Below are 22,659 nucleotides of genomic sequence, written 5' to 3'. Positions count from 1 at the left end.
CTCCTTAGCGCCGATGGTAGTTGGATTTACGTTCCGCTAGAGTAGGACGTTGCCAGGCATATAGTAATGGAGAATTAGCTCAGCTGGGAGAGCATCTGCCTTACAAGCAGAGGGTCGGCGGTTCGAACCCGTCATTCTCCACCATTTAAACTTAAAACTAAATAGCCGGCCTAGCTCAATTGGTAGAGCAACTGACTTGTAATCAGTAGGTTGGGGGTTCAAGTCCTCTGGCCGGCACCATCTTTGAGCCATTAGCTCAGTTGGTAGAGCATCTGACTTTTAATCAGAGGGTCAGAGGTTCGAATCCTCTATGGCTCACATGTATACGCGGGTGTGGCGGAATTGGCAGACGCACTAGACTTAGGATCTAGCGCCTTACGGCGTGGGGGTTCGACTCCCTTCACCCGCATACGCGGAAGTAGTTCAGTGGTAGAACACCACCTTGCCAAGGTGGGGGTCGCGGGTTCGAATCCCGTCTTCCGCTCCATTATTTAATATAGTGCCGGGGTGGCGGAACTGGCAGACGCACAGGACTTAAAATCCTGCGGTGAGAGATCACCGTACCGGTTCGATTCCGGTCCTCGGCACCATATATAATTTTGCGCCCGTAGCTCAATTGGATAGAGCGTTTGACTACGGATCAAGAGGTTATGGGTTCGACTCCTATCGGGCGCGTTCTCTTACGGGAAGTAGCTCAGCTTGGTAGAGCACTTGGTTTGGGACCAAGGGGTCGCAGGTTCGAATCCTGTCTTCCCGATAGGAACTTTATTTAAATACAATATGGGGGCTTAGCTCAGCTGGGAGAGCGCCTGCTTTGCACGCAGGAGGTCAGCGGTTCGATCCCGCTAGTCTCCACCATATTACATTTACAAACTAGATAACGGCGGTGTAGCTCAGCTGGCTAGAGCGTACGGTTCATACCCGTGAGGTCGGGGGTTCGATCCCCTCCACCGCCACTACTTATTAGTTGTAGAATTATAATTTGGACCTTTAGCTCAGTTGGTTAGAGCTAACGGCTCATAACCGTTCGGTCGCAGGTTCGAGTCCTGCAAGGTCCATATAATTTTGGAGGAATACCCAAGTCCGGCTGAAGGGATCGGTCTTGAAAACCGACAGGGGCTTAACGGCTCGCGGGGGTTCGAATCCCTCTTCCTCCGTATTTTAATGGTCTCGTAGTGTAGCGGTTAACACGCCTGCCTGTCACGCAGGAGATCGCGGGTTCGATTCCCGTCGAGACCGCCATTTATCAATTTTATAGTAATTTACATTTAATTAGTGGAGGAATACCCAAGTCCGGCTGAAGGGATCGGTCTTGAAAACCGACAGGGCCTTAACGGGCCGCGGGGGTTCGAATCCCTCTTCCTCCGCCATTAATTATTATCGCGGGATGGAGCAGTTCGGTAGCTCGTCGGGCTCATAACCCGAAGGTCGGTGGTTCAAATCCGCCTCCCGCAATTACATTTTTAGGTCTCGTAGTGTAGCGGTTAACACGCCTGCCTGTCACGCAGGAGATCGCGGGTTCGATTCCCGTCGAGACCGCCATTACTTATTACGGTTCAGTAGCTCAGTTGGTAGAGCAATGGATTGAAGCTCCATGTGTCGGCAGTTCGACTCTGTCCTGAACCATTTCACTATGCCGGCCTAGCTCAATTGGTAGAGCAACTGACTTGTAATCAGTAGGTTGGGGGTTCAAGTCCTCTGGCCGGCACCATCTCTTGGAGGGGTAGCGAAGTGGCTAAACGCGGCGGACTGTAAATCCGCTCCTTCGGGTTCGGCAGTTCGAATCTGCCCCCCTCCACCATCTATAATAGGGACATAGTTCAACGGTAGAATAGAGGTCTCCAAAACCTTTGATGTGGGTTCGATTCCTACTGTCCCTGCCATGGCGGTTGTGGCGAAGTGGTTAACGCATCGGATTGTGGTTCCGACACTCGAGGGTTCGATTCCCTTCAACCGCCCTTAATATTATTAATGGGCTATAGCCAAGCGGTAAGGCAACGGACTTTGACTCCGTCACGCGCTGGTTCGAATCCAGCTAGCCCAGTTATTGGCGGCATAGCCAAGTGGTAAGGCAGAGGTCTGCAAAACCTTTATCACCGGTTCAAATCCGGTTGCCGCCTCCATGCACGATGCGGGAGTAGTTCAACTCTTAGAACACATTCCTTCCCGGAATGAGATATAGGTGCGAATCCTATCTTCCGCTCCATATTCTAATAATGCGGGAGTATTTCAACTCTTAGAATATGTTCCTTCCCGGAACAAGGTATAGGTGCAAATCCTATCTTCCGCTCCATATTCTAATAATGCGGGAGTATTTCAACTTTTAGAATACGTTCCTTCCCGGAACGAGATATAGGTGCAAATCCTATCTTCCGCTCCAAGTTTTTGCTTCCAAATGGAAGTTTTTTATTTATCAAAAATTGAGCCGGCGTGGCGGAATTGGCAGACGCGCGGGACTCAAAATCCCGTTCCTGTATTGGAGTGTCGGTTCGACCCCGACCGCCGGTATACTTTTAAATTCTGTTAGGAATTTTTAGAGTGAAAATGTTGTTAAATCAATGTTTTCACTCTTTTTTTATGCTTTTAGACACCTTTAGAAACTATTTTTTGGTCATTGGGTGGTCACTGAAATATTTTGAGATGACAATTATGGTCACTGGTTTGGTCACTAGAAATTATATATTTTCAATTATATGTACTGCTTTCTTATTATCTTTTTCATAAGTTTCTTTTAGTAAATGACCTTAATCTTGCATTGTTATATCAATAGAAAATTGCTCAGATTTTAGGATATGATAAAACAAATTAAAACTTTATTTGATAATTATTTTTAAATAACTTTTTTTATTGTTTGTATTGATAGTCTCAACATTAATTTTTGATTAAAACTTATTTGTTCATATTGTTAAACAGGGTAGATTGTACTAATATAAAGCTAATGTTTAAAATCGGAGGCTACTATGAGTAAACAACGCATAAGTTTAAAGTATTTTTTTAGTAATATTCTCAATGCTGTAGGGGCTGGAGTTGTCATTGCTTTATTGCCAAATGCATTGTTGGGAGAATTTTTAAAATTATTTATGGATAATCATCCATTACTTCAATTAGTATTTCATTTAGTGATTATTATTCAATCATTTATGGCATTTATTATCGGTGTTTTAGCGGCACATCAATTTAAGTTTAATGGTGCAGGGTCTTGTATGGTTGGTGTAGCTGCTATGCTTGGATCTGGAGCGGTACAATTCACTTCTAAAGGTATTGCATTAAAGGGCATCGGTGATATTATTAATATTATTTTAGTTGTCATTATAGCGTGTGCATTATATATGTTTTTGCAAGGGAAATTAGGATCACTTGAAATGATTATATTACCAGTCTTAATTCCTGTTGCAAGTGGTTTAATTGGACTTTTAACATTACCTTATGTACAAACCATAACTAAAGGTCTTGGTCATATGGTAAATTCATTTACAGCTTTGAATCCACTCATCATGTCAATTTTGATAAGTGTAACGTTCTCATTATTGATGGTTACACCGATTTCATTAGTTGCTATTGCCACAGCTATAAGCTTAACTGGTTTAGGAAGTGGTGCAGCCAATATGGGAATTGTAGCTGCTTGTGTTACTTTCATATTTGGATCAATACGAGTTAATTCAATGGGTGTTAATATTGTATTACTCATTGGTGCTGCAAAAATGATGATACCTGTATATTTAAAGCATTTAATCATTGCGGTTCCACTAACTTTAAATGGTATCGTATCAGGAGTATTAGCATACGCCATTGGAATTAAAGGTACACCATTATCTGCTGGATTTGGGTACACAGGTTTAGTTGGACCAATCAATGCCTTTAATAGAATGCCTGGTGATGCAACAATGAATATTATTTTACTTATTTTTGGTTACTTGATAATTCCATTTGTGAGTGCATTTATTATTCATGAAATATGCAAAAAATTAATTCCTAGTTATCATGATGGTATTTATAAATTTGAAATACCTAAGCAATAAAGCTTACTTACGAGCCAGGAATATATATAATATTGAAGTTATTATACAAATTCGCAGTAGGTGACTGAACTGTTAAAACACTAAAGATGTGTTTTTCATTATAGTCATGCTTGCGTGTGGTCAATAAAAAATTTTATAAATACATTTTACAAGCTAAGCAAGCTGGGAGTTGGACAATGAATTTAAAAAGAATTCTGTCTAACTCCTTTTTTTTAAATACACTATTGTATATTAATTCATTTATATGTATAATAATGAATTAATTAAAGGAGGTTGCTTATGAAAATAATTACTAAAGTACTAACTATAGCAATCTTAATTAGTTTGACATTGATATACATACAACCAATGGTATTAGCTGATGAAGATGCAACTTGGAATAAAATTAAAGAAAGAGGTGAATTAAGAGTAGGACTATCAGCCGATTATGCACCACTGGAATTTGAAAAAACAAAAAATGGTAAGACAGAATATGTGGGTGTAGATATTGAATTAGCTAAAAAAATTGCAAAAGATAATCATTTAAAATTAAAAATTGTTAATATGCAATTTGATAGTTTACTTGGCGCTTTAAAAACTGGGAAAATAGACATTATTATATCTGGTATGACGTCTACACCTGAAAGGAAAAAAGAAGTAGATTTTTCAGAACCATACATGGAAACAGGTAATGTAATGTTAATTAGAGAAAATAATAGTGATGTATTCCATACGTTAAATGATTTTAAAAATAAAAAAATAGGCGCTCAAAAGGGCAGTGAGCAAGAAAAAATTGCGCAGCAAGAAATAGAAAATGCACAATTAAGTTCACTCAATCGTTTACCAGATGCAATTTTAGCTTTGAAAAGTAAAAAAATTGATGGATTAGTTATTGAAAAGCCAGTAGCTGAAGCCTACGCTAAGCAAAATAAAGATTTAAAAATTGCCAATGTTTCATTTAATGAGGAGAAAAAACCTACAGTCATTGCTTTACCTAAAGACTCACCTATTTTATTACAACATCTAAATGAGTCAATCAAAAATGTTAAAGACCAAAATTTAATCAATAAATATATGAATATAGCTTCAGAACAAATGGTTGACGATGGTAGTTTTATTCAAAAGTATGGCACTTTCTTCGTTAAAGGATTGCAAAATACTGTACTTATTTCTTTAATCGGTGTAGTTTGTGGAGCGATTATTGGATCATTTATTGCACTTGCAAAACTTAGTAAATTTAAAATTCTTTCATGGCCAGCGTCAATTTACATCGCATTTTTGAGAGGAACACCAATGTTAGTGCAAGTTTTTATAGTCTTTTTTGGAACAACTGCACTCTTAGGGTTAGATATTTCTGCACTTATTTGTGGAACGATTGCATTAGTCATAAACTCTTCTGCCTATATTGCAGAAATAATAAGAGCTGGAATTAATGCAGTTGATAAAGGTCAAACTGAAGCTGCGCAATGCTTAGGTTTAAATTATTCAAAAACAATGATTCATATTGTATTACCTCAAGCATTTAAAAATATATTACCAGCTTTAGGAAACGAATTTGTAACTTTAATAAAAGAATCATCTATTATATCTACAATTGGTGTTGGTGAAATTATGTTCAACGCTCAAGTTGTACAAGGTATATCATTTGATCCTTTCACACCATTAATCATAGCTGCATGTATGTACTTTATATTAACTTTCTCATTATCAAGCGTTATGAGTTTAATTGAAGGGAGAATGAAAGCAAGTGATTAAAATAGAAAATTTAACTAAAAAATTTGATAAAATTGAAGTACTTAAAGATATTAATTTGGAAATAAATAAAGGTGAAGTTTTAGCCATCATCGGACCATCTGGAAGTGGTAAAAGCACGCTGCTTAGATGTATAAATTTGTTAGAGACACCAACTAGTGGAAAGGTTATTTTTGAGGGAACTGAACTGACTCATCAGAATAATAATTTAAATAAATTACGTCAAAAAATGGGAATGGTATTCCAAAATTTTAATTTATTTCCACATAAAACAGTCTTGGATAACATCGTTTTGGCACCTAAGTTACTAAATATGAACGATTTAAATCAATTGAAACAAGAGGCACTTGCATTACTAAAAAAAGTGGGACTTGAAGATAAAGCTGATGTTTATCCTTCACAATTATCCGGCGGGCAAAAGCAAAGAGTTGCGATAGCTAGGGCATTGGCTATGCATCCAGATATCATATTATTTGATGAACCTACATCTGCATTGGATCCGGAAGTTGTATACGATGTGCTCAATGTCATGAAAGATTTAGCTAAAGAAGGTATGACAATGGTTGTTGTGACTCATGAAATGGGATTTGCGAGAGATGTAAGTGATAAAGTGATTTTTATGGCTGATGGATACGTTGTAGAAGAAGGTTCACCTCAACAACTATTTCAGTCACCGAAGCATAAAAGAACACAAAACTTTTTATCTAGAGTACTATAGAAATAATAATGACTGATTAAGGAGTCTGAGACATATACGTTTCAGACTCCTATTAAAATGTAAAGATACTTAAATAGTCCATAAATAATTAACGATTTCTTTAAGAGGATTGTGTTAAAATGTCATATGTATCCTTTTTAAGGAGGCAAATGTATTGGATTATAATTGGCTTAAAGAAGAAATTATCGATTATGCATATTCAATAGGCATAGATAGCATTGGTTTTACTACAGCTGATCCATTTGATGAACTTAAAAAGAAATTAGAAGATTATCACGCAAAAGGCTATGCTTCAGGGTTTGAAGAATCAGATATTGCATTACGAACTGAGCCAAAATTAAGTTTGCCTACTGCACGTTCAATTATAGCAATAGCTGTTGGATATCCAAATAAACTTAAAGGTGCACCTAAAAGTGTTAGAGGTGATCGTCGAGGGATGTTTGCACGCGCTTCTTGGGGACAAGATTATCACTCAATTATGCGAAAGCGTTTAGATAAACTTGCGTATTTTATACAATCTAAAGTGCCCGAAGTAGAAATGCAGAGTATGGTTGATACTGGCGTGTTATCCGATAGGGCAGTTGCAGAGCGAGCTGGACTTGGATTTGCAGGTCGAAATGGATTTATCATTAACCCCGATTTAGGTACCTGGACTTACTTAGGAGAAATGTTAGTGAGTATACCATTTGAGCCAGATGATCCAATTCTTGATAGCTGTGGTGACTGTACGATATGTGTTGATAGGTGTCCTACGGGAGCACTTGTTGGAAATGGTCAATTAAACGCTCAAAAGTGTATTAGCTTTTTAACACAAACTAAAGGATACCTACAAGATGAATATAGATATAAAATAGGTAATCGTTTATATGGATGTGATACATGTCAACAAGTTTGTCCTAAAAATAAAGGAATAAACACGAAACATGATGATATTATACTAGAACCTGAGATATTGAAACCACGATTAGTACCATTATTACAAATGAGCAATAAAGAATTCAAACAAACTTATGGTCATTTAGCAGGTGCTTGGCGTGGAAAAAAACCAATTCAACGTAACGCTATTATTGCATTAGCACACTTTAATGAAGTTGCCGCTATACCTGAACTTAAAGAAGTAGCATTAAATGATCCAAGGCCAATGATTAGGGGAACTGCGTACTGGGCAATCGGCCAAATTCTAGGAGAAGAAGCACGTGAATTCATAGATGAAAACTATGAACATGAACTTGAAGAAGTTCAAAATGAAATGATAAAAGGATTAGAAATGAGGAAACTTTAAATGACAAATCATATTGTTTTATTTCAACCAGAAATTCCTGCTAATACAGGTAATATCGCTCGTACTTGTGCAGGGACAAATACACATTTGCATTTGATTAAACCATTAGGGTTTAGTACGGATGATAAAATGTTAAAGCGAGCTGGTCTTGATTATTGGGAACACGTTAATATTACCTATCATGAAAGTATTGAAGACTTCTTTGATATTACAAATGGTGAATATTATTTATTAACTAAATTTGGTAAACAAACTTATAGCGATTTTAATTTCGCTAAAGAGAATACAGATTATTATTTTATATTTGGTAGGGAAACAACTGGATTACCTGATTGGGTTAAAGAGAAATACGCGGATACAGCATTAAGAATTCCTATGAGTGAGAATATTAGATCATTGAATTTATCTAATACAGCAGCATTGTTAATCTATGAAGCGTTACGACAACAAAACTTTCCTGGTTTATCGTAAACGTTAATTTGAAAGTTGAAATTCAATGCATCTTTTTATTAAAAAATGTTATATTTATTAGTGATTTAATATAACATTTTTAAAATAGTTTGATTTAATGTCTACAAGGGTATTCTAATAAATAATACGTTATTTATAAGACATTGATGAACTAAGAGGAGTGTAAAGACAATGGCAATGAACTTTAAAGTATTTAATGATGTAGAACACGTAGCTGAATACACAGCAGATATCATTAGAAAGCAATTTAATAACAATCCTACAACGATTGCTGGCATTCATTTATCAAAAGATGCGGCACCAGTATTAGATGAACTAAAGAAAGATGTTGATCATCATGCAGTCGATTTTAGTCAAATAAATATTTTGGATTATGATGATAATCGTTCATTTTATGAGGCGTTAGGCGTACCTGCTAGCCAAATTTATCCAATTAATTTTGATGATGATGCGGCGTCTTTAATTGATGATAAAATTAAGACGAAAGAAAATAAAGGAAAATTAATTCTACAAGTTACATCTATTGATGAAGCGGGTAGTTTAAATGTAAACGTAAGACAAGGTTTATTAAAATCACGTGAAGTTGTATTAGTTGTGACTGGTGCAAATAAACGTGAGGTTGTTAAAAAACTTTATGAAGAAAATGGTAAATCAAGCTTTGAACCTTCTGATCTTAAAGCACATAGAATGGTAACAGTCGTGTTAGATAGAGCGGCTGCTGAAGGTTTACCTGAAGATGTTAAAGCATATTTCACTGCTAGATTCGCTTAAATTTAAAAGTGAGGTTTGACAAATGGCTGAAAATAAAGATTCGGAACTAAATTATCGTGAAGAAGAAAATGCGATGGTGCAAGATTTAGATGATTTAAAAACCTTAGGCAAAGAGATGGAACAAATTTCTGAAGAAAATGATGAGGACAAATTAAATCAATCGCATGAATAGTTGATAGCTTTAAAACGAATACTTTTGATTAATATAAACTTGAGACCTTTAAAGATGTCTCGAGTTTATTTTTTTTAGGAAACAAGCATACTAAGTAAATGTAAATTTTTATGAGTTTAACGGCTGAATACAATTTAATGCATTATGAAATATGGTAAAATATACTTCAATCATTAAATATAAGGAGAGCGTAAAATGTTACATAAATATTGGCTTCCACTAACGATTGCCACTATTTTGATTAGTTTACTTTCAATTAAAGGATTCCCAATCGCATTTGGTGCACTTTATCTACCTATATTGTTTAAAATTATTAAATTGCAATTAAACTTATCCAACGGTTTAATTGAAAATATAAGTGCGCAACCTTTCATCAAAAGTAATCAAACAGGTGTATTCATAAGTGTGCTATGTTGTATTTTAATAACTGGTATTTTAATGTATTCTTTAAATGATTTTTATGCACAACTCACGGGATTTATAGGCTTTCTAATTCAATTAAGTCCTTTTACATTGATCATTAGTGTGGTGTTATATATTTTAAGCGCTTTAGCAGTTATTAAAGCAGTTAAAGTTAAATATGAATATAGCGAGCACGAATAAGGTTACTTCGGTGAAGAACAATTGAATAGTGTATCAAAAATAACGATTAGAATAATGCATCCATATTCTAACCGTTATTTTTTAATTTGAGCTTGAATTTAATTTGTTGAAACCGCTTTAATAATGCGTTGCCCCTTTAATTTAAATAATGCTATACTATGGTTAAATAATTGTATAAGGGGAGATTTTCGCATGTCAGTAAGAATTGAACACGATACATTCGGAGAAATTGAAGTACCTGGAGATAAATATTGGGGTGCTCAAACGGAGAGAAGTAAACGAAACTTTCCAGTGGGTAAAGAACGTATGCCAATTGAAGTGGTTTATGGATTTGCCCAATTAAAAAGAGGTGCAGCATTAGCCAATCATGAATTAGGAAAATTAAGTGATGCTAAAAAAGATGCCATCGTTTACGCTTGTGATTTAATCTTAAAAGGGGAATTAGATGAACATTTCCCACTTGTTGTTTGGCAAACAGGAAGCGGTACTCAAAGTAATATGAACGTTAATGAAGTTGTTAGCTTTGTAGCAAATAAATATTTAAAAGAGCAAGGTATTGACGAATCAATTCATCCTAATGATGATGTGAATAAATCTCAAAGTTCAAATGATACATTCCCAACAGCAATGCATGTTGCGTTATATCATGAAGTTGAAACAAAACTTGAACCCGCTTTAAAACATCTTCGTGATACTTTTAAAGAAAAAGAGGATAAGTATCAATCAATTATTAAGATTGGTAGAACACATTTACAAGATGCGACACCAATTAAATTAGGACAAGAAATCAGTGGCTGGCGTTATATGTTAGATAAATGTGAAGAATTACTAGCAGAATCAAAAAAACATATCTTAAGCTTAGCTATCGGTGGAACTGCTGTTGGTACAGGTATTAATGCGCATCCAGAATTTGGTAATAAGGTTGCTAAATTTATCTCAGACAATACTGGATATGACTTTGTATCATCTGACAATAAATTCCATGCATTGACATCTCATGATGAAGTTGTTCAATTACATGGTACGTTAAAAGCGTTAGCAGCAGACTTGATGAAAATCGCAAATGATATTAGATGGTTAGCATCTGGTCCGAGAGCGGGACTTGCAGAAATTTCAATTCCTGAAAATGAACCAGGATCATCAATTATGCCTGGTAAAGTAAATCCGACACAATGCGAAATGCTTACAATGGTTGCAGTTCAAGTTATGGGTAATGATACAACAGTAGGTATTGCAAGTTCACAAGGTAATTTTGAATTAAATGTCTTTAAACCAGTAATACTTCATAACACATTACAATCAATTTACTTACTTGCAGATGGTATGCAAACATTCAATGATAACTGTGCGATAGGCATTGAACCAATTGAAGAAAACATTAATAATTATTTAAATCAATCATTAATGTTAGTAACTGCTTTAAACCCTCATATTGGTTATGAAAAAGCTGCTCAAATTGCTAAAAAAGCACATAAAGAAGGATTAACTTTAAAAGAATCTGCTATCCAATCTGGACATGTTACAGAAGAACAATTTAAAGAATGGATTAAACCTGAAGATATGGTAGATCCACATTAATTAAAACGCATAAAAAAATAAGGGAGTAACTGTCGACTGATATTGACAGTTACTCTCATTGTATAAAGTAGGGAGTGGGACAGAATTCTATTAAATTCGTCGTAACCCCAACTTGCTTAGCTTGTAAAATCACTTTCGTGATTTTTTGTGTTGGGGCCCCGACTCCCAGCTTGCTTTGCTTGTAGAATTTCTTGATGAAATTCTCTTTGCTGGGGCCCCGACTCCCAACTTGCTTTGCTTGTAGAATTTCTTGATGAAATTCTCTTTGTTGGGGCCCCGACTCCCAGCTTGCTTTGCTTGTAGAATTTCTTGATGAAATTCTGCCCCGCCCGCAAGGATGACTAGGACTGAGAATAGCTTGATTTAAGCGCCTTCTCAGTTCAGTCAGCTACTGCGAATTTGCTAAATAGCTTCATTATATTATTTTTGTCCCGCTCCCCAGAAAAGGTTTCACCGTTATCTAAAAAAAATGCATCTCTACGTGCTAGAATATATATTGGTCAGCCAACCAAATATTCAACACGAGGAGATGCTATTTAATGTCATCCGACATAAACAGTTTAGCACATACAAAATGAAATTGTAAGTATCACATCGTCTTTGCACCAAAATATAGAAGACAAGTGATTTTTTTATTCATCATCTAGGCTAACGGAGATGAGTGCTTGAGTTAATGGATGTTTAAATTCAATTTTATGACTATTAAGTTCTAACTGACGTAATGTTGAATCGCCATATAAAGGATCTCCAATTACAGGGTGACCAATTTCGGCTAAATGAACTCGAATTTGATGCGTACGACCAGTATCTAATTTAATATCTAATTGGCATACGCCTTCTTTTATCATTTTAGAAGATAGAATATGTGTAATTGCGCGTTGACCAGTGTTTGAAATTCGACGTTTATTAGGATGGAATTTATCTTTACCTATTGGACTATCAATCGTTTGAGGTTTAATAGGTAACAAAGATTTAACATTCGCCTTATATATTCTAGTAATTTCATTTTCTTCTAACATACGATCTAGAATTTTTTTCATTAAAGGGTTCTTCGCCACAATAAGTAAACCAACTGTTTCTTGGTCTAAGCGATGGATAGGTTCTACATAATCACTATCTAGGGTGTAAATAACGTGATTCATTAGCGTATTACTTTCTTTTAAATCATTTGGGTGTGTCTTAACACCTTTAGGTTTCATTACAATAGCTAAATCATCATCTTCATAACTAATTTGTGCATAACGATAACTAGGTAAATAATTACTTTTTTCTTCAGGAGTAGGGATAAAAACGTCATCACCAGTAACCACTTTGTCTGTTAATTTAGCGGGCTGATGATTAATCGTTATTTCTTTTGACATATTTAATTGGTGTAAATCTTTTTTAGGTAATTTCAATGATTGAAAGATTTCTCTCAATGTATTTTGATTATAATTCTCAGGTATTTTAAACTTCATAATTTCCTCCTATAGCATTCGCATTAATCATATCATATCTTCAGTTGCTATTGATGTACTTAAACATATTTATATGAAAATCACCATTACGTAGAACGATATGTAACTTAAATATTTTTATGTTTTTAAAAATTTAAATCTCACTGTATAATAATACTAATGCAAATTTGAGTAATTGGAGCGATTTGATGGAAAAACCGACACGTTTAGCATTATTAAAAGAGATAGCAGAATATCTCAATGAAGAAACGGAATTATATGACATGATGCATGGCGCTCTAAATTATTTAATCAAAGGAAGCAACTTTACGACTGGATGGATATTCTTTATAGATGATGATGGAGAACATGAAATCGTAGCTGATGTCGATCTTCCAGGTGCATTAAAAAGAAATCATTGTCGTTATATGAAAGAAGGGTCTTGTTGGTGCGTAACTGCATATCATCATGGTCGTTTAACAACAGCATCTAATATTATTAACTGTTCTAGAATAAATATAGCGAATCAAACATATAAAGCAGAAACAGAAGGTGTCACCCATCATGCAACAGTGCCATTACGGTCTGGAACGGAACAATATGGGTTACTTAATGTTGCGTCACCTTATACAACACATTATAGTGAAGAGGATTTAGCTTTATTAGAATCTGTAGCTTTACAAATAGGTTCTGCCATTAAACGTATATATTTAACGGATCAAGAAAAAGAGGCGGCTAGAATAAATGAGCGAAATCGTTTAGCAAGAGATTTACATGATTCAGTTAACCAACTATTATTTTCTTTAAAATTAACAGCCCATGCAGCACATGATATAACAACTGATGAAATGGCAAAAAAAGCCTTTAAGACGATTGAAGAAACAAGTCAAAGTGCTGTTAATGAAATGCGTTCATTAATTTGGCAACTCAAACCAGTAGGACTTGAGCATGGGTTAGTACACGCGTTAAAGCAATATGCCCAAATTCTAAATATGGATGTAACTATCGATGTTGATGGATTGATTGACTTATCTAACATCATAGAAGAACACGTTTATAGAATTTTACAAGAATGTATTAACAATACTAAAAAGCATGCTCAAACCAATGCAATACATATTATTTTAAAACAAGAAAAAGAACGGTTGATGATTTGTGTAGAAGATGAAGGTGTTGGTTTCGACATGAATAAAGAAATCAATAAATCATCACAAGGTTTAAGAAATATAAATCAACGTATCTATGCATTAAACGGGCAGTTTAAAATAGATTCAAAGCTAAATAAAGGAACAACATTACGATTCAGTATCCCTTTATAAATAGGTGAAAGGAGTCATCATTGTGGCAACAGTCATACTAATTGACGACCATCATATTGTAAGACAAGGACTTGAGTTTCTATTGTCAACTGTAAATGATTTAGAAGTATTAGCTAGTTTAGCAGATGGTCAATCTCTAATTAATTATTTAAATGAACATGATATACCAGATATTATACTACTAGATTTGGTTATGCCTGAAATGAATGGTATTGAGGTGACAGAGTATGTGAAACAACACTATCCAGATATTAAAGTGTTGGTATTAACGAGTTATGTGGATGATGAACATGTTATATCAGCAATTAATAAGGGAGCTGATGGATATGAAATGAAAGATGTTGAACCTCAAAAATTGATAGAAACAATACATGACGTATTGAATGACAAACGTATTATTCATCCAGATGCTCAAAGTGTATTAGATACAGTTTCATCAAAACCACATAACACGAATAAGCTGTCTAAACGCGAAATAGAAGTATTAGCAGAAATGGTTAAAGGTAAAACAAATAAAGAAATCGCAAATACTTTGTTCGTGTCAGAAAAAACAATCAAAACACATGTGAGTCATATTTTTAACAAATTAAATGTGACTGATCGTACTCAAGCAGCAATTTATGCAATTGAAAATCGACTAGTATAAAATCATATTTTATAAATGTATAGGGTAATAGAGTTCAATTGCCATATAAATGTGGTTAAATATGACAAATAAGTTCGAAAATCGATTAATTTAATTATTTTGATAATTTTGGCATTAATAAAATTGTCTACAAAAACAAAAATTCCTCTTTTCATTTTATTGAAAATATATTAAGATGTAATTTGTGTTTCAAGAAATGTGTATTATTGCAATTTCTTGTGTCCGGATAAATTAACCCCTATTAGAAAGGTAGAGAATAAAATATGGATAGACAGAGTTTCACAGATTTAATTCAAACAAAATTTAAAATGGTTCGTATTGAAGCGGGCTATACGCAAGATACAATGGCTCAAACAATTGGCCTTTCAAAAAAAACATTAGTTCAAATTGAGAAAGAACGTGTGTTACCGAACTGGACGACATGTGTATCAATATGTGCATTATTTAGAGATTCAGATGTACTAAATAATACATTCGGTTGCGATCCTTTGGAAATTGTACAAACTATTTCTCGTAATCATTGTGCATATCCAAATCATTCAACAACAAGTGATATTTATTGGAATACAATTGAAACGCGTAACGGCTTCATTTTACAAAGTAATAAAGTAAGTAATATTTATAGAGTGTTAAACTCTGAAAAACAACCCATCTTTGGTACTTCAAAATTAAGAGAAGCTGAAACATACTTCAATAGAAATGCGAAAGAAGAATTAATGCACGTTTAATTATAGTTAAATCATTATTATTCAGTATGAAAGTGATAGAAGAATCTTCATCGATTTAATCACTTCCGAGTAATATTTTATTTATAAATCTAAAATAACCAGCAAGTCCAAATTTAACTTAAGTTTGTTCTGATTGCTAATTTTAAGGCGAGCCTGTGATATTGATATCATGGCTCGTTTTTAATTTTCTTTTTGTAACGCCATAATCTATTAAAATGAAGTGTAAATTAAAGGAATCATCAATTACAAAGTGATATAATCATCATATTGTAACAATAATTTTAAGGAGAAATTAAGATGCAGGCTTTTTTAGTTATCCTATTTATGGTGGTAGTAGGGGCTGTTATTGGTGGCGTAACAAACGTTATTGCGATTAGGATGTTATTTCATCCCTTTAAACCATATTATCTATTTAAAATGCGTGTACCCTTTACACCAGGGTTGATCCCAAAAAGAAGAGAAGAGATTGCTACTAAAATAGGGCAAGTGATAGAGGAACATTTAATTACGGAGTCTGTTATTAAGCATAAGTTAAACGAACCTCAAACGCGTGATGCAATCAATGATTTAGTAAGTAAGCAACTATCCAATTTAAGAAAAGATGATGCAACTATTCGAAAGTTTGCACATCAATTTAATTTTGATATAGATGATCTAATTAATAATAAGATGAATCGCGTAGTATTAAATAAATTAAATTCATATTATTATGATAAACAAGATACCTCAATTAATGAAATATTGCCGGCAGAAGTGATCAGCATGGCAGATGAGAAGTTAGAACAAGCGGGTGATTTAATTAGAGAACGTGCACGTCATTATCTTTCATCAGATAAAGGTGCGAGAGATATTTATGACATGTTAGATACCTTCTTCACTGAAAAAGGTAAAATCGTCGGGTTATTACAAATGTTTATGACGAAAGAAAGTATTGCTGATCGAATTCAACATGAATTAATACGTTTGACCAGACATCCAAAAGCTAAAGTGATTATTGATAAAGTGATTCGAGATGAATATGAAACACTTAAATCTCAGCCTTTAGGCCAAGTTGTAAAGGAAGAGCAATTCACTCATATTACTGAGTCAGTCGTGCAATTAATTACTACGAATTTACAATTAAATCAAAAAATGGATATGCCATTAAAGAATTTAGCACCAACGTTAATTGATCATCTTCAAGCTGGGGTAGCAAGTACAATGACTGATTTAATTATTAAACAGGCATCCAATCACCTTTCAACCATTATGACTAAAATTAATTTACGCCAAATGGTTGAAGATCAAATTAATACATTCGATTTAGATTACATTGAAAAATTAATCATTGAAATTGCGAATAAAGAGTTAAAACTGATTATGTCATTAGGTTTTATTTTAGGTGGTATCATTGGATTTTTCCAAGGTTTAGTCGCAATCTTTGTCTAACTATAAATAATATGTTATGGTTATTAAGAGTTGTCAAAAATTACTTTACACTAAGGAGTGCAAACAGATATGGCAGTAAATTTATATGATTATGCAAATCAACTAGAACAAGCATTAAGAGATAGCGATGAGTATAAAGCTATTAAAGACGCTTTTTCTAAAGTTAAAGATAACGAAGAATCAAAAAAATTATTTGATGAATTCCGCGAAACACAATTAAGTTTCCAACAAAAACAAATGCAAGGTGAAGAAATTCCTGAAGAAGATTTAGCAAAAGCTCAAGAACAAGCTCAAGCTATTGAAAAAGATGAAAATATTTCTGAATTAATGCAAGCTGAGCAAAAAATGAGCCAAGTATTCCAAGAAATTAACCAAATTATTGTTAAACCTTTAGATGAAATTTATGCTGACTAATTGTTAGTATTTGAGCAGTCTGGGACATAAATAATATAATGATGCTACTTAGCAAATTCGCAGTAGCTGACTGAACTGAGAAGGTGCTTAAATCAAGCTTTTCTCAGTTCTAGTCATCCTTGCGGGGGTGGGACGACGAATTCAAAAGAATTCTGTCCTGCTCCCTTTTTTTAATACATAAGTTCTTCGACCCAAGTAATCAAGTTATGGTAAAATATAGGAATACATAAAGATATATGAACATGCTATTAAGGAGCTAATATCAATGATAAAATTTATTCACTGTGCGGATTTGCATCTCGACAGCCCCTTTAAATCTAAAAGTCATTTGGCGCCATCCATTTTTGAAGATGTTCAAAACAGTGCGTATGAAAGCTTTAAGAAGATTGTCGATACTGCATTGAAAGAAGAAGTTGATTTTGTTCTCATCGTTGGAGACTTATTTGATAGTGAGAATCGCACATTGCGTGCTGAAGTATTTTTGAAGGAACAATTTAAACGATTAGAAAAAGAGCAAATTTTTGTGTATGTAAGTCATGGTAATCATGACCCATTAACTGAAAAAATTACGAACGATTGGCCGAATAATGTTTCAGTATTCTCTAATAGATTAGAAACTTATCAAGCTATTACTAAAGATGGAGAAACCATTTTTATCCATGGTTTTAGTTATCAACACGATGCAAGTTATGAGAATAAGATTGATGAATTTCCATCAAGTCAAGGTAAAAAAGGAATCCATATTGGCATGCTGCATGGTACATACAGTAAATCGTCAACTAAAGATCGATACACTGAATTTATTTTGGAAGATTTAAATCAGAAATTATATCATTATTGGGCGTTAGGTCATATTCATGAAAGACAAGAATTAAGCGACATGCCCCCAATACATTATCCGGGTAACATTCAAGGACGTCACTTTGGGGAACAAGGGCCTAAAGGATGTTTATTAGTTGAGGGTGATCATTTAAGATTAAATGCAACATTTATTCCAACGCAGCAAATTCGATTTGAAGAAGCAACAATCAACACAGATAAAGTTTCTAAACAAGAGATTTATGAAGCAATTCAATCATTCAAAGAAAGCGTTCGTTCTAATGGAAAAGCATTTTATAGATTAACTGTTAATTTAGATAGTGATAAACCATTATCTTCTCATGATATTAGTCAGATTAAGGAAATGATTGACGATTACGAAGAGAATGAACACCATTTTGTAATGATAGAATCGCTAACATTTAATTATATCCAAATGGATGAAACACCTCTTGTCAGGGAATTTTCAGCTGATTTAATTAAAGATAATAAAGTATTTGAAACAGCAATGACGGAATTGTATTTAAATCCTAGAGCTTCTAAATATCTAGAAGACTATACTGATTTTGATAAGGTTGAACTGGTTAATCGTGCTGAAAATATTTTAAAAGCAATTATGAGAGGTGAAAGTGATGATCATTAAATCTTTAGAAATCTATGGTTATGGACAATTTGTACATCGTAAGATTGAATTTAATCGTGAATTTACTGAGATTTTTGGAGAGAATGAAGCGGGTAAATCAACGATTCAAGCTTTCATCCATTCCATTTTATTTGGCTTCCCTTCTAAAAAAGAGAAAGAGCCTCGATTAGAACCTCGTATGGGAAATCAGTATGGGGGTAAACTGACGCTTATTCTAGATGACCAATCAGAAATTGTTGTTGAGCGGGTTAAAGGTAGCGTTTCAGGTGATGTGAAAGTTTATTTAGAAAATGGCTTAATTCGTGATGAAGCATGGCTCAAGAAAAAATTAAACTATATCTCTAAAAAAACGTATCAAGGTATCTTCTCATTCAATGTGCTTGGATTACAAGATATTCACCGTAATTTAGATGAAGATCAATTACAAAGTTATTTACTTGAAGCTGGCGCACTCGGTTCATCAGAATTTACGATGATGAATAAAATGGTCAGTCAAAAGAAAACAACGTTGTATAAAAAAGCGGGTAAAAATCCAATACTAAATCAACAACTAGAGGAATTGAAACAGTTAGAAGCGCAAATTAGAGAAGAAGAGGCGAAGGTGGATGAGTATCATCGTTTAGTAGATGATAGAGATAAGTCACAACGTCATTTGCAACATTTAAAAGCAAATTTAAACCAATTATCTAAAATGCATGAAAGTAAACAGAAGCAACTCGCTATACATGAGCAAGCCCAAGAATGGAAAGATCTAGAACAGAGATTAAATATCGAGCCATTGCGTTTTCCTGAGAAGGGGATTGAACGCTATGAAACAGCTTCAAATTACAAACAATCTTTAACTAGAGATATAAGCTTGCGTGAAGAGAAATTAAAGCAATTAGAGCATGAATATAATGCAATTGCAGTTTCAAATGAAACTACTGCGAAACATATTTATGATTTAACACGTGACGAAAATGAAATTCAACAGGCTGAACTGAAATCTTCTGCACTCGAACAAGAAATTGATGATTATGAACGTCAAGAAGTAGATTTGAAATCTAGCATTGGTTGGCAAGAAGTTCATCACGATACTGACACATCAGAAGCCAAGAAAAACTATGTTAGCGAAACAATTAAAGCGCGTAATGAACAAAACGTATTGAAACAACAAATCGAAAGATCCATTGATGAAAATCAAATCGAACAAAATGCACTGACACAAGAAATTGATCATTTAGAAAAAGAATTAGTCTCTGAAGACGCTTTAGATAAGAAAAAACAATATAATCAACAAAAACTAGAACTACACGAAAAAGAAAACCTGTATAACAAACTCAAAGATACATTTAATTCCGATAAAGAAAGAAAACAACAAAGAAATTGGTGGTTAAGACTAAGTTTCATAGTACTTTCAGTCATCGGATTAGGTTTAACCATTTTCTCTTTTGTAACGCAGAACCTTATATTCGGAATTATCTTTGCGATTTTAACAGTCGTATTTATTATTGGTATTTTCTTAGTAAGAACGAAGGAAATTGATTATAGTGAATCAATTAGTGAAGAAATAAATGATTTGGAACAACAAATTAATCATTTAGAATCTGAATATGATTTAAACTTCGATTTAGATCAACAATTTCAACTTCGCGAGCGTTGGAGTAACGCAAGTAATAATAAGAGCGTCTTAGCAAATAAATTAAATCATCAAGAAAGTTTACTACAAAACACAGAAGAACAAATCAATACGCTTAAGCATCAATTAGATGAAGTTAAAGCCAATTTGAAATTGTCGAATAACATGACAGATGATCTATTGCTTGATAGTTTCAAAACAATGAATCAACTGAAATCAAATGATAGCTATCGCAATAAATTAAAGCATCAATATCAAGAAGTAAATCAAAAATTGGATCAATTTTATCAAATTGCGAATGAATATACTGAACATGAAATTAGTCCATTCAATAAAGCTTCATTATTTACGGATTTAAAAAATTGGATTTCTAATTATGAAAGTAAAAGAGAGAAAAAAGAACAACTTAAAAATCAAATCGAGTTATTAAGTAATGAATTAAAACAATTGAAAGAACAACTTGAAGAAAATGAGCATACAATTGATACATTATTTAACTATATCGATGTTTCAAGTGAAGAGGCATACTATCAATCGTATGAGCAATATCAACTTTATCATCAACAATTAGCTAGATTTAATGATTTAACATTATATCTTGAGAACCAAGATTTCTCATATGAAGATAGTTCAGATTTAAGCGAGAAGACAACTGCACAATTAGAAGAAGAAGACGCTACGCTTGCGAAACAAGTAGATGACTATAATGATCAATATTTAGATAAACAAACAGAAGTCAGTGACTTGACTGCTCAAATTAATTATATGGAAACAGACAAAACATTATCTAAGTTAAGACACGAATACTATAACTTAAAAAATAGAATGAATGATTTAGCTAAAGATTGGGCAAGTTTAAGTTATCTAGAAGCACTTATTAATGAACATATTAAGCAAATCAAGGACAAACGTTTACCACAAGTGATCAATGAAGCTGTTAATATTTTCACGTCACTCACACAAGGTAATTATAATTTGATTACCTACGAAAATGACACAATAATGGTTAAACATCATAATGGTCAAATGTATCACCCACTTGAACTAAGTCAATCAACGAAAGAATTATTATATATTGCACTTAGAATTAGTTTGATTAAGATATTAAGACCATATTATCCATTCCCAATTATTATTGACGATGCATTTGTTCATTTTGATAAACAAAGAAAATCAATGATGTTAAACTATTTAAGAGAATTAGCTAAAGACTATCAAGTATTGTACTTCACTTGTATGAAAGATACTGCAATTCCTTCTAAAGAGATGCTCATATTAAATAAAGTAGAGGAAGGCGGAAAACGATGAGAAATGTAGAAAAGCTAAATCCAGGAGATTCGGTTGATAATTTCTTCTTAATCCATAGAGCTACACAAGGTGTTACTGCTCAAGGAAAAGATTATATGACATTATTCTTACAAGATAAAAGTGGTGACATTGAAGCCAAATTATGGACAGTGAGTAAAGAAGATATGCAAATACTTAAACCAGAGACGATTGTTTGGGTTAAAGGCGATGTCATTAACTATCGAGGTCGTAAACAAATGAAAGTCAATCAGTTTAGATTAGCGAAACCTGAAGATGGCTTAAAGACACAAGATTTTGTAGATGGTGCACCTTTGACACCTGACGAAATCCAAGAGAACATTTCACACTATATTTTAGATATTGAAAATGCTAACTTACAGCGTATCACACGTCATTTATTGAAAAAGTACCAAGATAAATTCTTTACGTATCCAGCGGCAAGCTCACATCATCACAATTTTGCAAGCGGATTGAGTTATCACGTACTAACCATGTTAGAAATAGCTAAATCATTATGTGATATTTATCCATTGTTAAATCGTAGCTTATTATATAGTTCAATTATTTTACATGATTTAGGTAAAGTAAGGGAACTAAGTGGACCTGTAGCAACAACGTATACGGTTGAAGGTAATTTACTAGGTCATATTTCGATAGCGAGTGATGAAGTTGCGGACGCAGCTAAAGAACTAGGCATTGATGGTGAAGAAGTCATGTTACTTCGACATATGATTTTAGCCCATCATGGTAAAATGGAATTTGGTTCACCTAAGTTACCACACTTAAAAGAAGCAGAAATATTATTCTTTATTGATAATATTGACGCGAAGATGAATATGTTTGAAAAAGCATTTAAGAAAACAGATAAAGGTCAATTTACCGAACGTATTTTTGGTATGGAAAATCGACAGTTCTACAATCCAGAAAAATTAGATTAATAAAAAAGCGTTTTTAC

At 33.8% G+C, this 22,659-nt stretch carries 18 protein-coding genes, 27 tRNA genes and 1 pseudogene; 45 read left to right on the top strand and 1 reads right to left on the bottom strand.

Going from position 1 to position 22,659, the window contains the following annotated elements; translation table 11 throughout:
- The first annotated feature begins 68 nt into the window (after positions 1-68).
- The 37 genes and pseudogenes from AK212_RS10100 to AK212_RS13660 all read left to right on the top strand — a co-directional run.
- A tRNA-Val gene (locus AK212_RS10100) sits at positions 69-144 on the top strand.
- Positions 145-164: 20 nt separating this feature from the next.
- Positions 165-240 (top strand) — tRNA-Thr (locus AK212_RS10095).
- A 5-nt stretch (positions 241-245) separates the two neighbouring features.
- A tRNA-Lys gene (locus tag AK212_RS10090) sits at positions 246-318 on the top strand.
- Between the two features lie 9 nt (positions 319-327).
- A tRNA-Leu gene (locus AK212_RS10085) sits at positions 328-409 on the top strand.
- 3 nt (positions 410-412) lie between these two features.
- A tRNA-Gly gene (locus AK212_RS10080) sits at positions 413-487 on the top strand.
- 14 nt (positions 488-501) lie between these two features.
- A tRNA-Leu gene (locus AK212_RS10075) sits at positions 502-590 on the top strand.
- Between the two features lie 11 nt (positions 591-601).
- Positions 602-675 (top strand) — tRNA-Arg (locus tag AK212_RS10070).
- A gap of 8 nt (positions 676-683) precedes the next feature.
- Positions 684-757 (top strand) — tRNA-Pro (locus AK212_RS10065).
- Between the two features lie 25 nt (positions 758-782).
- Positions 783-858, top strand: a tRNA-Ala gene (locus AK212_RS10060).
- A 24-nt stretch (positions 859-882) separates the two neighbouring features.
- Positions 883-956 (top strand) — tRNA-Met (locus AK212_RS10055).
- Positions 957-984: 28 nt separating this feature from the next.
- A tRNA-Ile gene (locus tag AK212_RS10050) sits at positions 985-1,058 on the top strand.
- A 9-nt stretch (positions 1,059-1,067) separates the two neighbouring features.
- Positions 1,068-1,157 (top strand) — tRNA-Ser (locus AK212_RS10045).
- A gap of 9 nt (positions 1,158-1,166) precedes the next feature.
- Positions 1,167-1,242, top strand: a tRNA-Asp gene (locus AK212_RS10040).
- Positions 1,243-1,277: 35 nt separating this feature from the next.
- Positions 1,278-1,370: transfer RNA gene (locus tag AK212_RS10035), tRNA-Ser, on the top strand.
- Positions 1,371-1,381: 11 nt separating this feature from the next.
- Positions 1,382-1,455: transfer RNA gene (locus AK212_RS10030), tRNA-Met, on the top strand.
- A gap of 11 nt (positions 1,456-1,466) precedes the next feature.
- Positions 1,467-1,542, top strand: a tRNA-Asp gene (locus tag AK212_RS10025).
- Positions 1,543-1,553: 11 nt separating this feature from the next.
- Positions 1,554-1,626, top strand: a tRNA-Phe gene (locus tag AK212_RS10020).
- Positions 1,627-1,635: 9 nt separating this feature from the next.
- A tRNA-Thr gene (locus AK212_RS10015) sits at positions 1,636-1,711 on the top strand.
- Between the two features lie 6 nt (positions 1,712-1,717).
- Positions 1,718-1,801, top strand: a tRNA-Tyr gene (locus tag AK212_RS10010).
- 8 nt (positions 1,802-1,809) lie between these two features.
- Positions 1,810-1,883, top strand: a tRNA-Trp gene (locus tag AK212_RS10005).
- A gap of 2 nt (positions 1,884-1,885) precedes the next feature.
- Positions 1,886-1,958 (top strand) — tRNA-His (locus AK212_RS10000).
- A 14-nt stretch (positions 1,959-1,972) separates the two neighbouring features.
- Positions 1,973-2,044: transfer RNA gene (locus tag AK212_RS09995), tRNA-Gln, on the top strand.
- Between the two features lie 5 nt (positions 2,045-2,049).
- Positions 2,050-2,123: transfer RNA gene (locus AK212_RS09990), tRNA-Cys, on the top strand.
- A gap of 8 nt (positions 2,124-2,131) precedes the next feature.
- Positions 2,132-2,206 (top strand) — tRNA-Gly (locus AK212_RS09985).
- A gap of 12 nt (positions 2,207-2,218) precedes the next feature.
- Positions 2,219-2,293: transfer RNA gene (locus AK212_RS13430), tRNA-Gly, on the top strand.
- Between the two features lie 12 nt (positions 2,294-2,305).
- A tRNA-Gly gene (locus tag AK212_RS13425) sits at positions 2,306-2,380 on the top strand.
- A 44-nt stretch (positions 2,381-2,424) separates the two neighbouring features.
- A tRNA-Leu gene (locus AK212_RS09980) sits at positions 2,425-2,508 on the top strand.
- 452 nt (positions 2,509-2,960) lie between these two features.
- Positions 2,961-4,019, top strand: a complete 1,059-nt coding sequence (locus AK212_RS09975) for a PTS sugar transporter subunit IIC (protein WP_053030632.1) — start codon at positions 2,961-2,963, stop codon at positions 4,017-4,019.
- A 279-nt stretch (positions 4,020-4,298) separates the two neighbouring features.
- A complete protein-coding gene (locus tag AK212_RS09970) occupies positions 4,299-5,753 on the top strand; it encodes an ABC transporter substrate-binding protein/permease (protein ID WP_053030630.1) in 1,455 nt (484 codons plus the stop codon).
- Positions 5,746-6,468 carry an amino acid ABC transporter ATP-binding protein gene (locus AK212_RS09965; protein WP_053030628.1) on the top strand — a complete coding sequence of 241 codons (723 nt, stop codon included), beginning with the start codon at positions 5,746-5,748 and terminating at the stop codon, positions 6,466-6,468. The genes AK212_RS09970 and AK212_RS09965 overlap by 8 nt, the downstream gene beginning before the upstream one ends.
- Positions 6,469-6,622: 154 nt before the next feature.
- Complete coding sequence (queG, locus tag AK212_RS09960; protein WP_053030626.1) at positions 6,623-7,750, top strand: tRNA epoxyqueuosine(34) reductase QueG; 1,128 nt, start codon at positions 6,623-6,625, stop codon at positions 7,748-7,750.
- On the top strand, positions 7,751-8,221 hold the full coding sequence (gene trmL / locus AK212_RS09955) for a tRNA (uridine(34)/cytosine(34)/5-carboxymethylaminomethyluridine(34)-2'-O)-methyltransferase TrmL (protein WP_053030624.1): 471 nt from the start codon (positions 7,751-7,753) through the stop codon (positions 8,219-8,221).
- Positions 8,222-8,392: 171 nt separating this feature from the next.
- Positions 8,393-8,992 carry a 6-phosphogluconolactonase gene (locus tag AK212_RS09950; protein WP_053030622.1) on the top strand — a complete coding sequence of 200 codons (600 nt, stop codon included), beginning with the start codon at positions 8,393-8,395 and terminating at the stop codon, positions 8,990-8,992.
- Positions 8,993-9,014: 22 nt separating this feature from the next.
- Positions 9,015-9,164, top strand: coding sequence for an SAS053 family DNA gyrase inhibitor (locus tag AK212_RS13420; protein WP_107630288.1), 150 nt, complete (start codon positions 9,015-9,017; stop codon positions 9,162-9,164).
- 195 nt (positions 9,165-9,359) lie between these two features.
- Positions 9,360-9,767 carry a hypothetical protein gene (locus tag AK212_RS09945; protein ID WP_053030620.1) on the top strand — a complete coding sequence of 136 codons (408 nt, stop codon included), beginning with the start codon at positions 9,360-9,362 and terminating at the stop codon, positions 9,765-9,767.
- A gap of 192 nt (positions 9,768-9,959) precedes the next feature.
- Entirely contained in the window at positions 9,960-11,345 is a 1,386-nt protein-coding gene (gene fumC / locus AK212_RS09940; protein WP_053030619.1) for a class II fumarate hydratase, read from the top strand.
- Between the two features lie 539 nt (positions 11,346-11,884).
- Positions 11,885-11,977: pseudogene (locus AK212_RS13660) on the top strand (IS200/IS605 family transposase); the annotation flags it as partial.
- On the opposite strand, the gene AK212_RS09935 reads toward AK212_RS13660, so the two are convergent.
- Positions 11,978-12,802 (bottom strand): RluA family pseudouridine synthase, encoded by an 825-nt coding sequence (locus tag AK212_RS09935; protein ID WP_053030617.1) that lies wholly within the window; start codon positions 12,800-12,802, stop codon positions 11,978-11,980.
- 188 nt (positions 12,803-12,990) lie between these two features.
- Here AK212_RS09935 and AK212_RS09930 point away from each other — a divergent pair, with 188 nt between their 5' ends.
- The 8 genes from AK212_RS09930 (at position 12,991) to yhaM (ending at position 22,642) form a co-directional block, all read left to right on the top strand.
- A complete protein-coding gene (locus AK212_RS09930; protein WP_053030615.1) occupies positions 12,991-14,100 on the top strand; it encodes a GAF domain-containing sensor histidine kinase in 1,110 nt (369 codons plus the stop codon).
- A gap of 22 nt (positions 14,101-14,122) precedes the next feature.
- The gene (locus AK212_RS09925; protein WP_053030614.1) at positions 14,123-14,746 is read left to right on the top strand and encodes a response regulator; all 624 of its coding nucleotides are present in this window, start codon (positions 14,123-14,125) and stop codon (positions 14,744-14,746) included.
- A gap of 263 nt (positions 14,747-15,009) precedes the next feature.
- The gene (xdrA, locus tag AK212_RS09920) at positions 15,010-15,474 is read left to right on the top strand and encodes an XRE family transcriptional regulator XdrA (RefSeq protein WP_053030612.1); all 465 of its coding nucleotides are present in this window, start codon (positions 15,010-15,012) and stop codon (positions 15,472-15,474) included.
- Positions 15,475-15,771: 297 nt separating this feature from the next.
- On the top strand, positions 15,772-16,902 hold the full coding sequence (locus tag AK212_RS09915; protein ID WP_053030610.1) for a DUF445 domain-containing protein: 1,131 nt from the start codon (positions 15,772-15,774) through the stop codon (positions 16,900-16,902).
- Between the two features lie 69 nt (positions 16,903-16,971).
- Complete coding sequence (locus tag AK212_RS09910; RefSeq protein WP_011275418.1) at positions 16,972-17,316, top strand: YlbF/YmcA family competence regulator; 345 nt, start codon at positions 16,972-16,974, stop codon at positions 17,314-17,316.
- Positions 17,317-17,581: 265 nt separating this feature from the next.
- Positions 17,582-18,778 carry a metallophosphoesterase family protein gene (locus tag AK212_RS09905; RefSeq protein WP_053030608.1) on the top strand — a complete coding sequence of 399 codons (1,197 nt, stop codon included), beginning with the start codon at positions 17,582-17,584 and terminating at the stop codon, positions 18,776-18,778.
- Positions 18,768-21,704: an AAA family ATPase gene (locus tag AK212_RS09900; RefSeq protein WP_053030606.1), complete on the top strand. Its 2,937-nt coding sequence runs from the start codon at positions 18,768-18,770 to the stop codon at positions 21,702-21,704. Before AK212_RS09905 ends, AK212_RS09900 begins: the two co-directional genes overlap by 11 nt.
- Entirely contained in the window at positions 21,701-22,642 is a 942-nt protein-coding gene (gene yhaM, locus AK212_RS09895) for a 3'-5' exoribonuclease YhaM (protein ID WP_053030604.1), read from the top strand. Before AK212_RS09900 ends, yhaM begins: the two co-directional genes overlap by 4 nt.
- Positions 22,643-22,659: the final 17 nt, after the last annotated feature.

Source organism: Staphylococcus borealis, from assembly GCF_001224225.1.
Lineage (GTDB): Bacteria > Bacillota > Bacilli > Staphylococcales > Staphylococcaceae > Staphylococcus > Staphylococcus borealis.
This window is presented reverse-complemented; position numbering and strand designations above follow the sequence as displayed.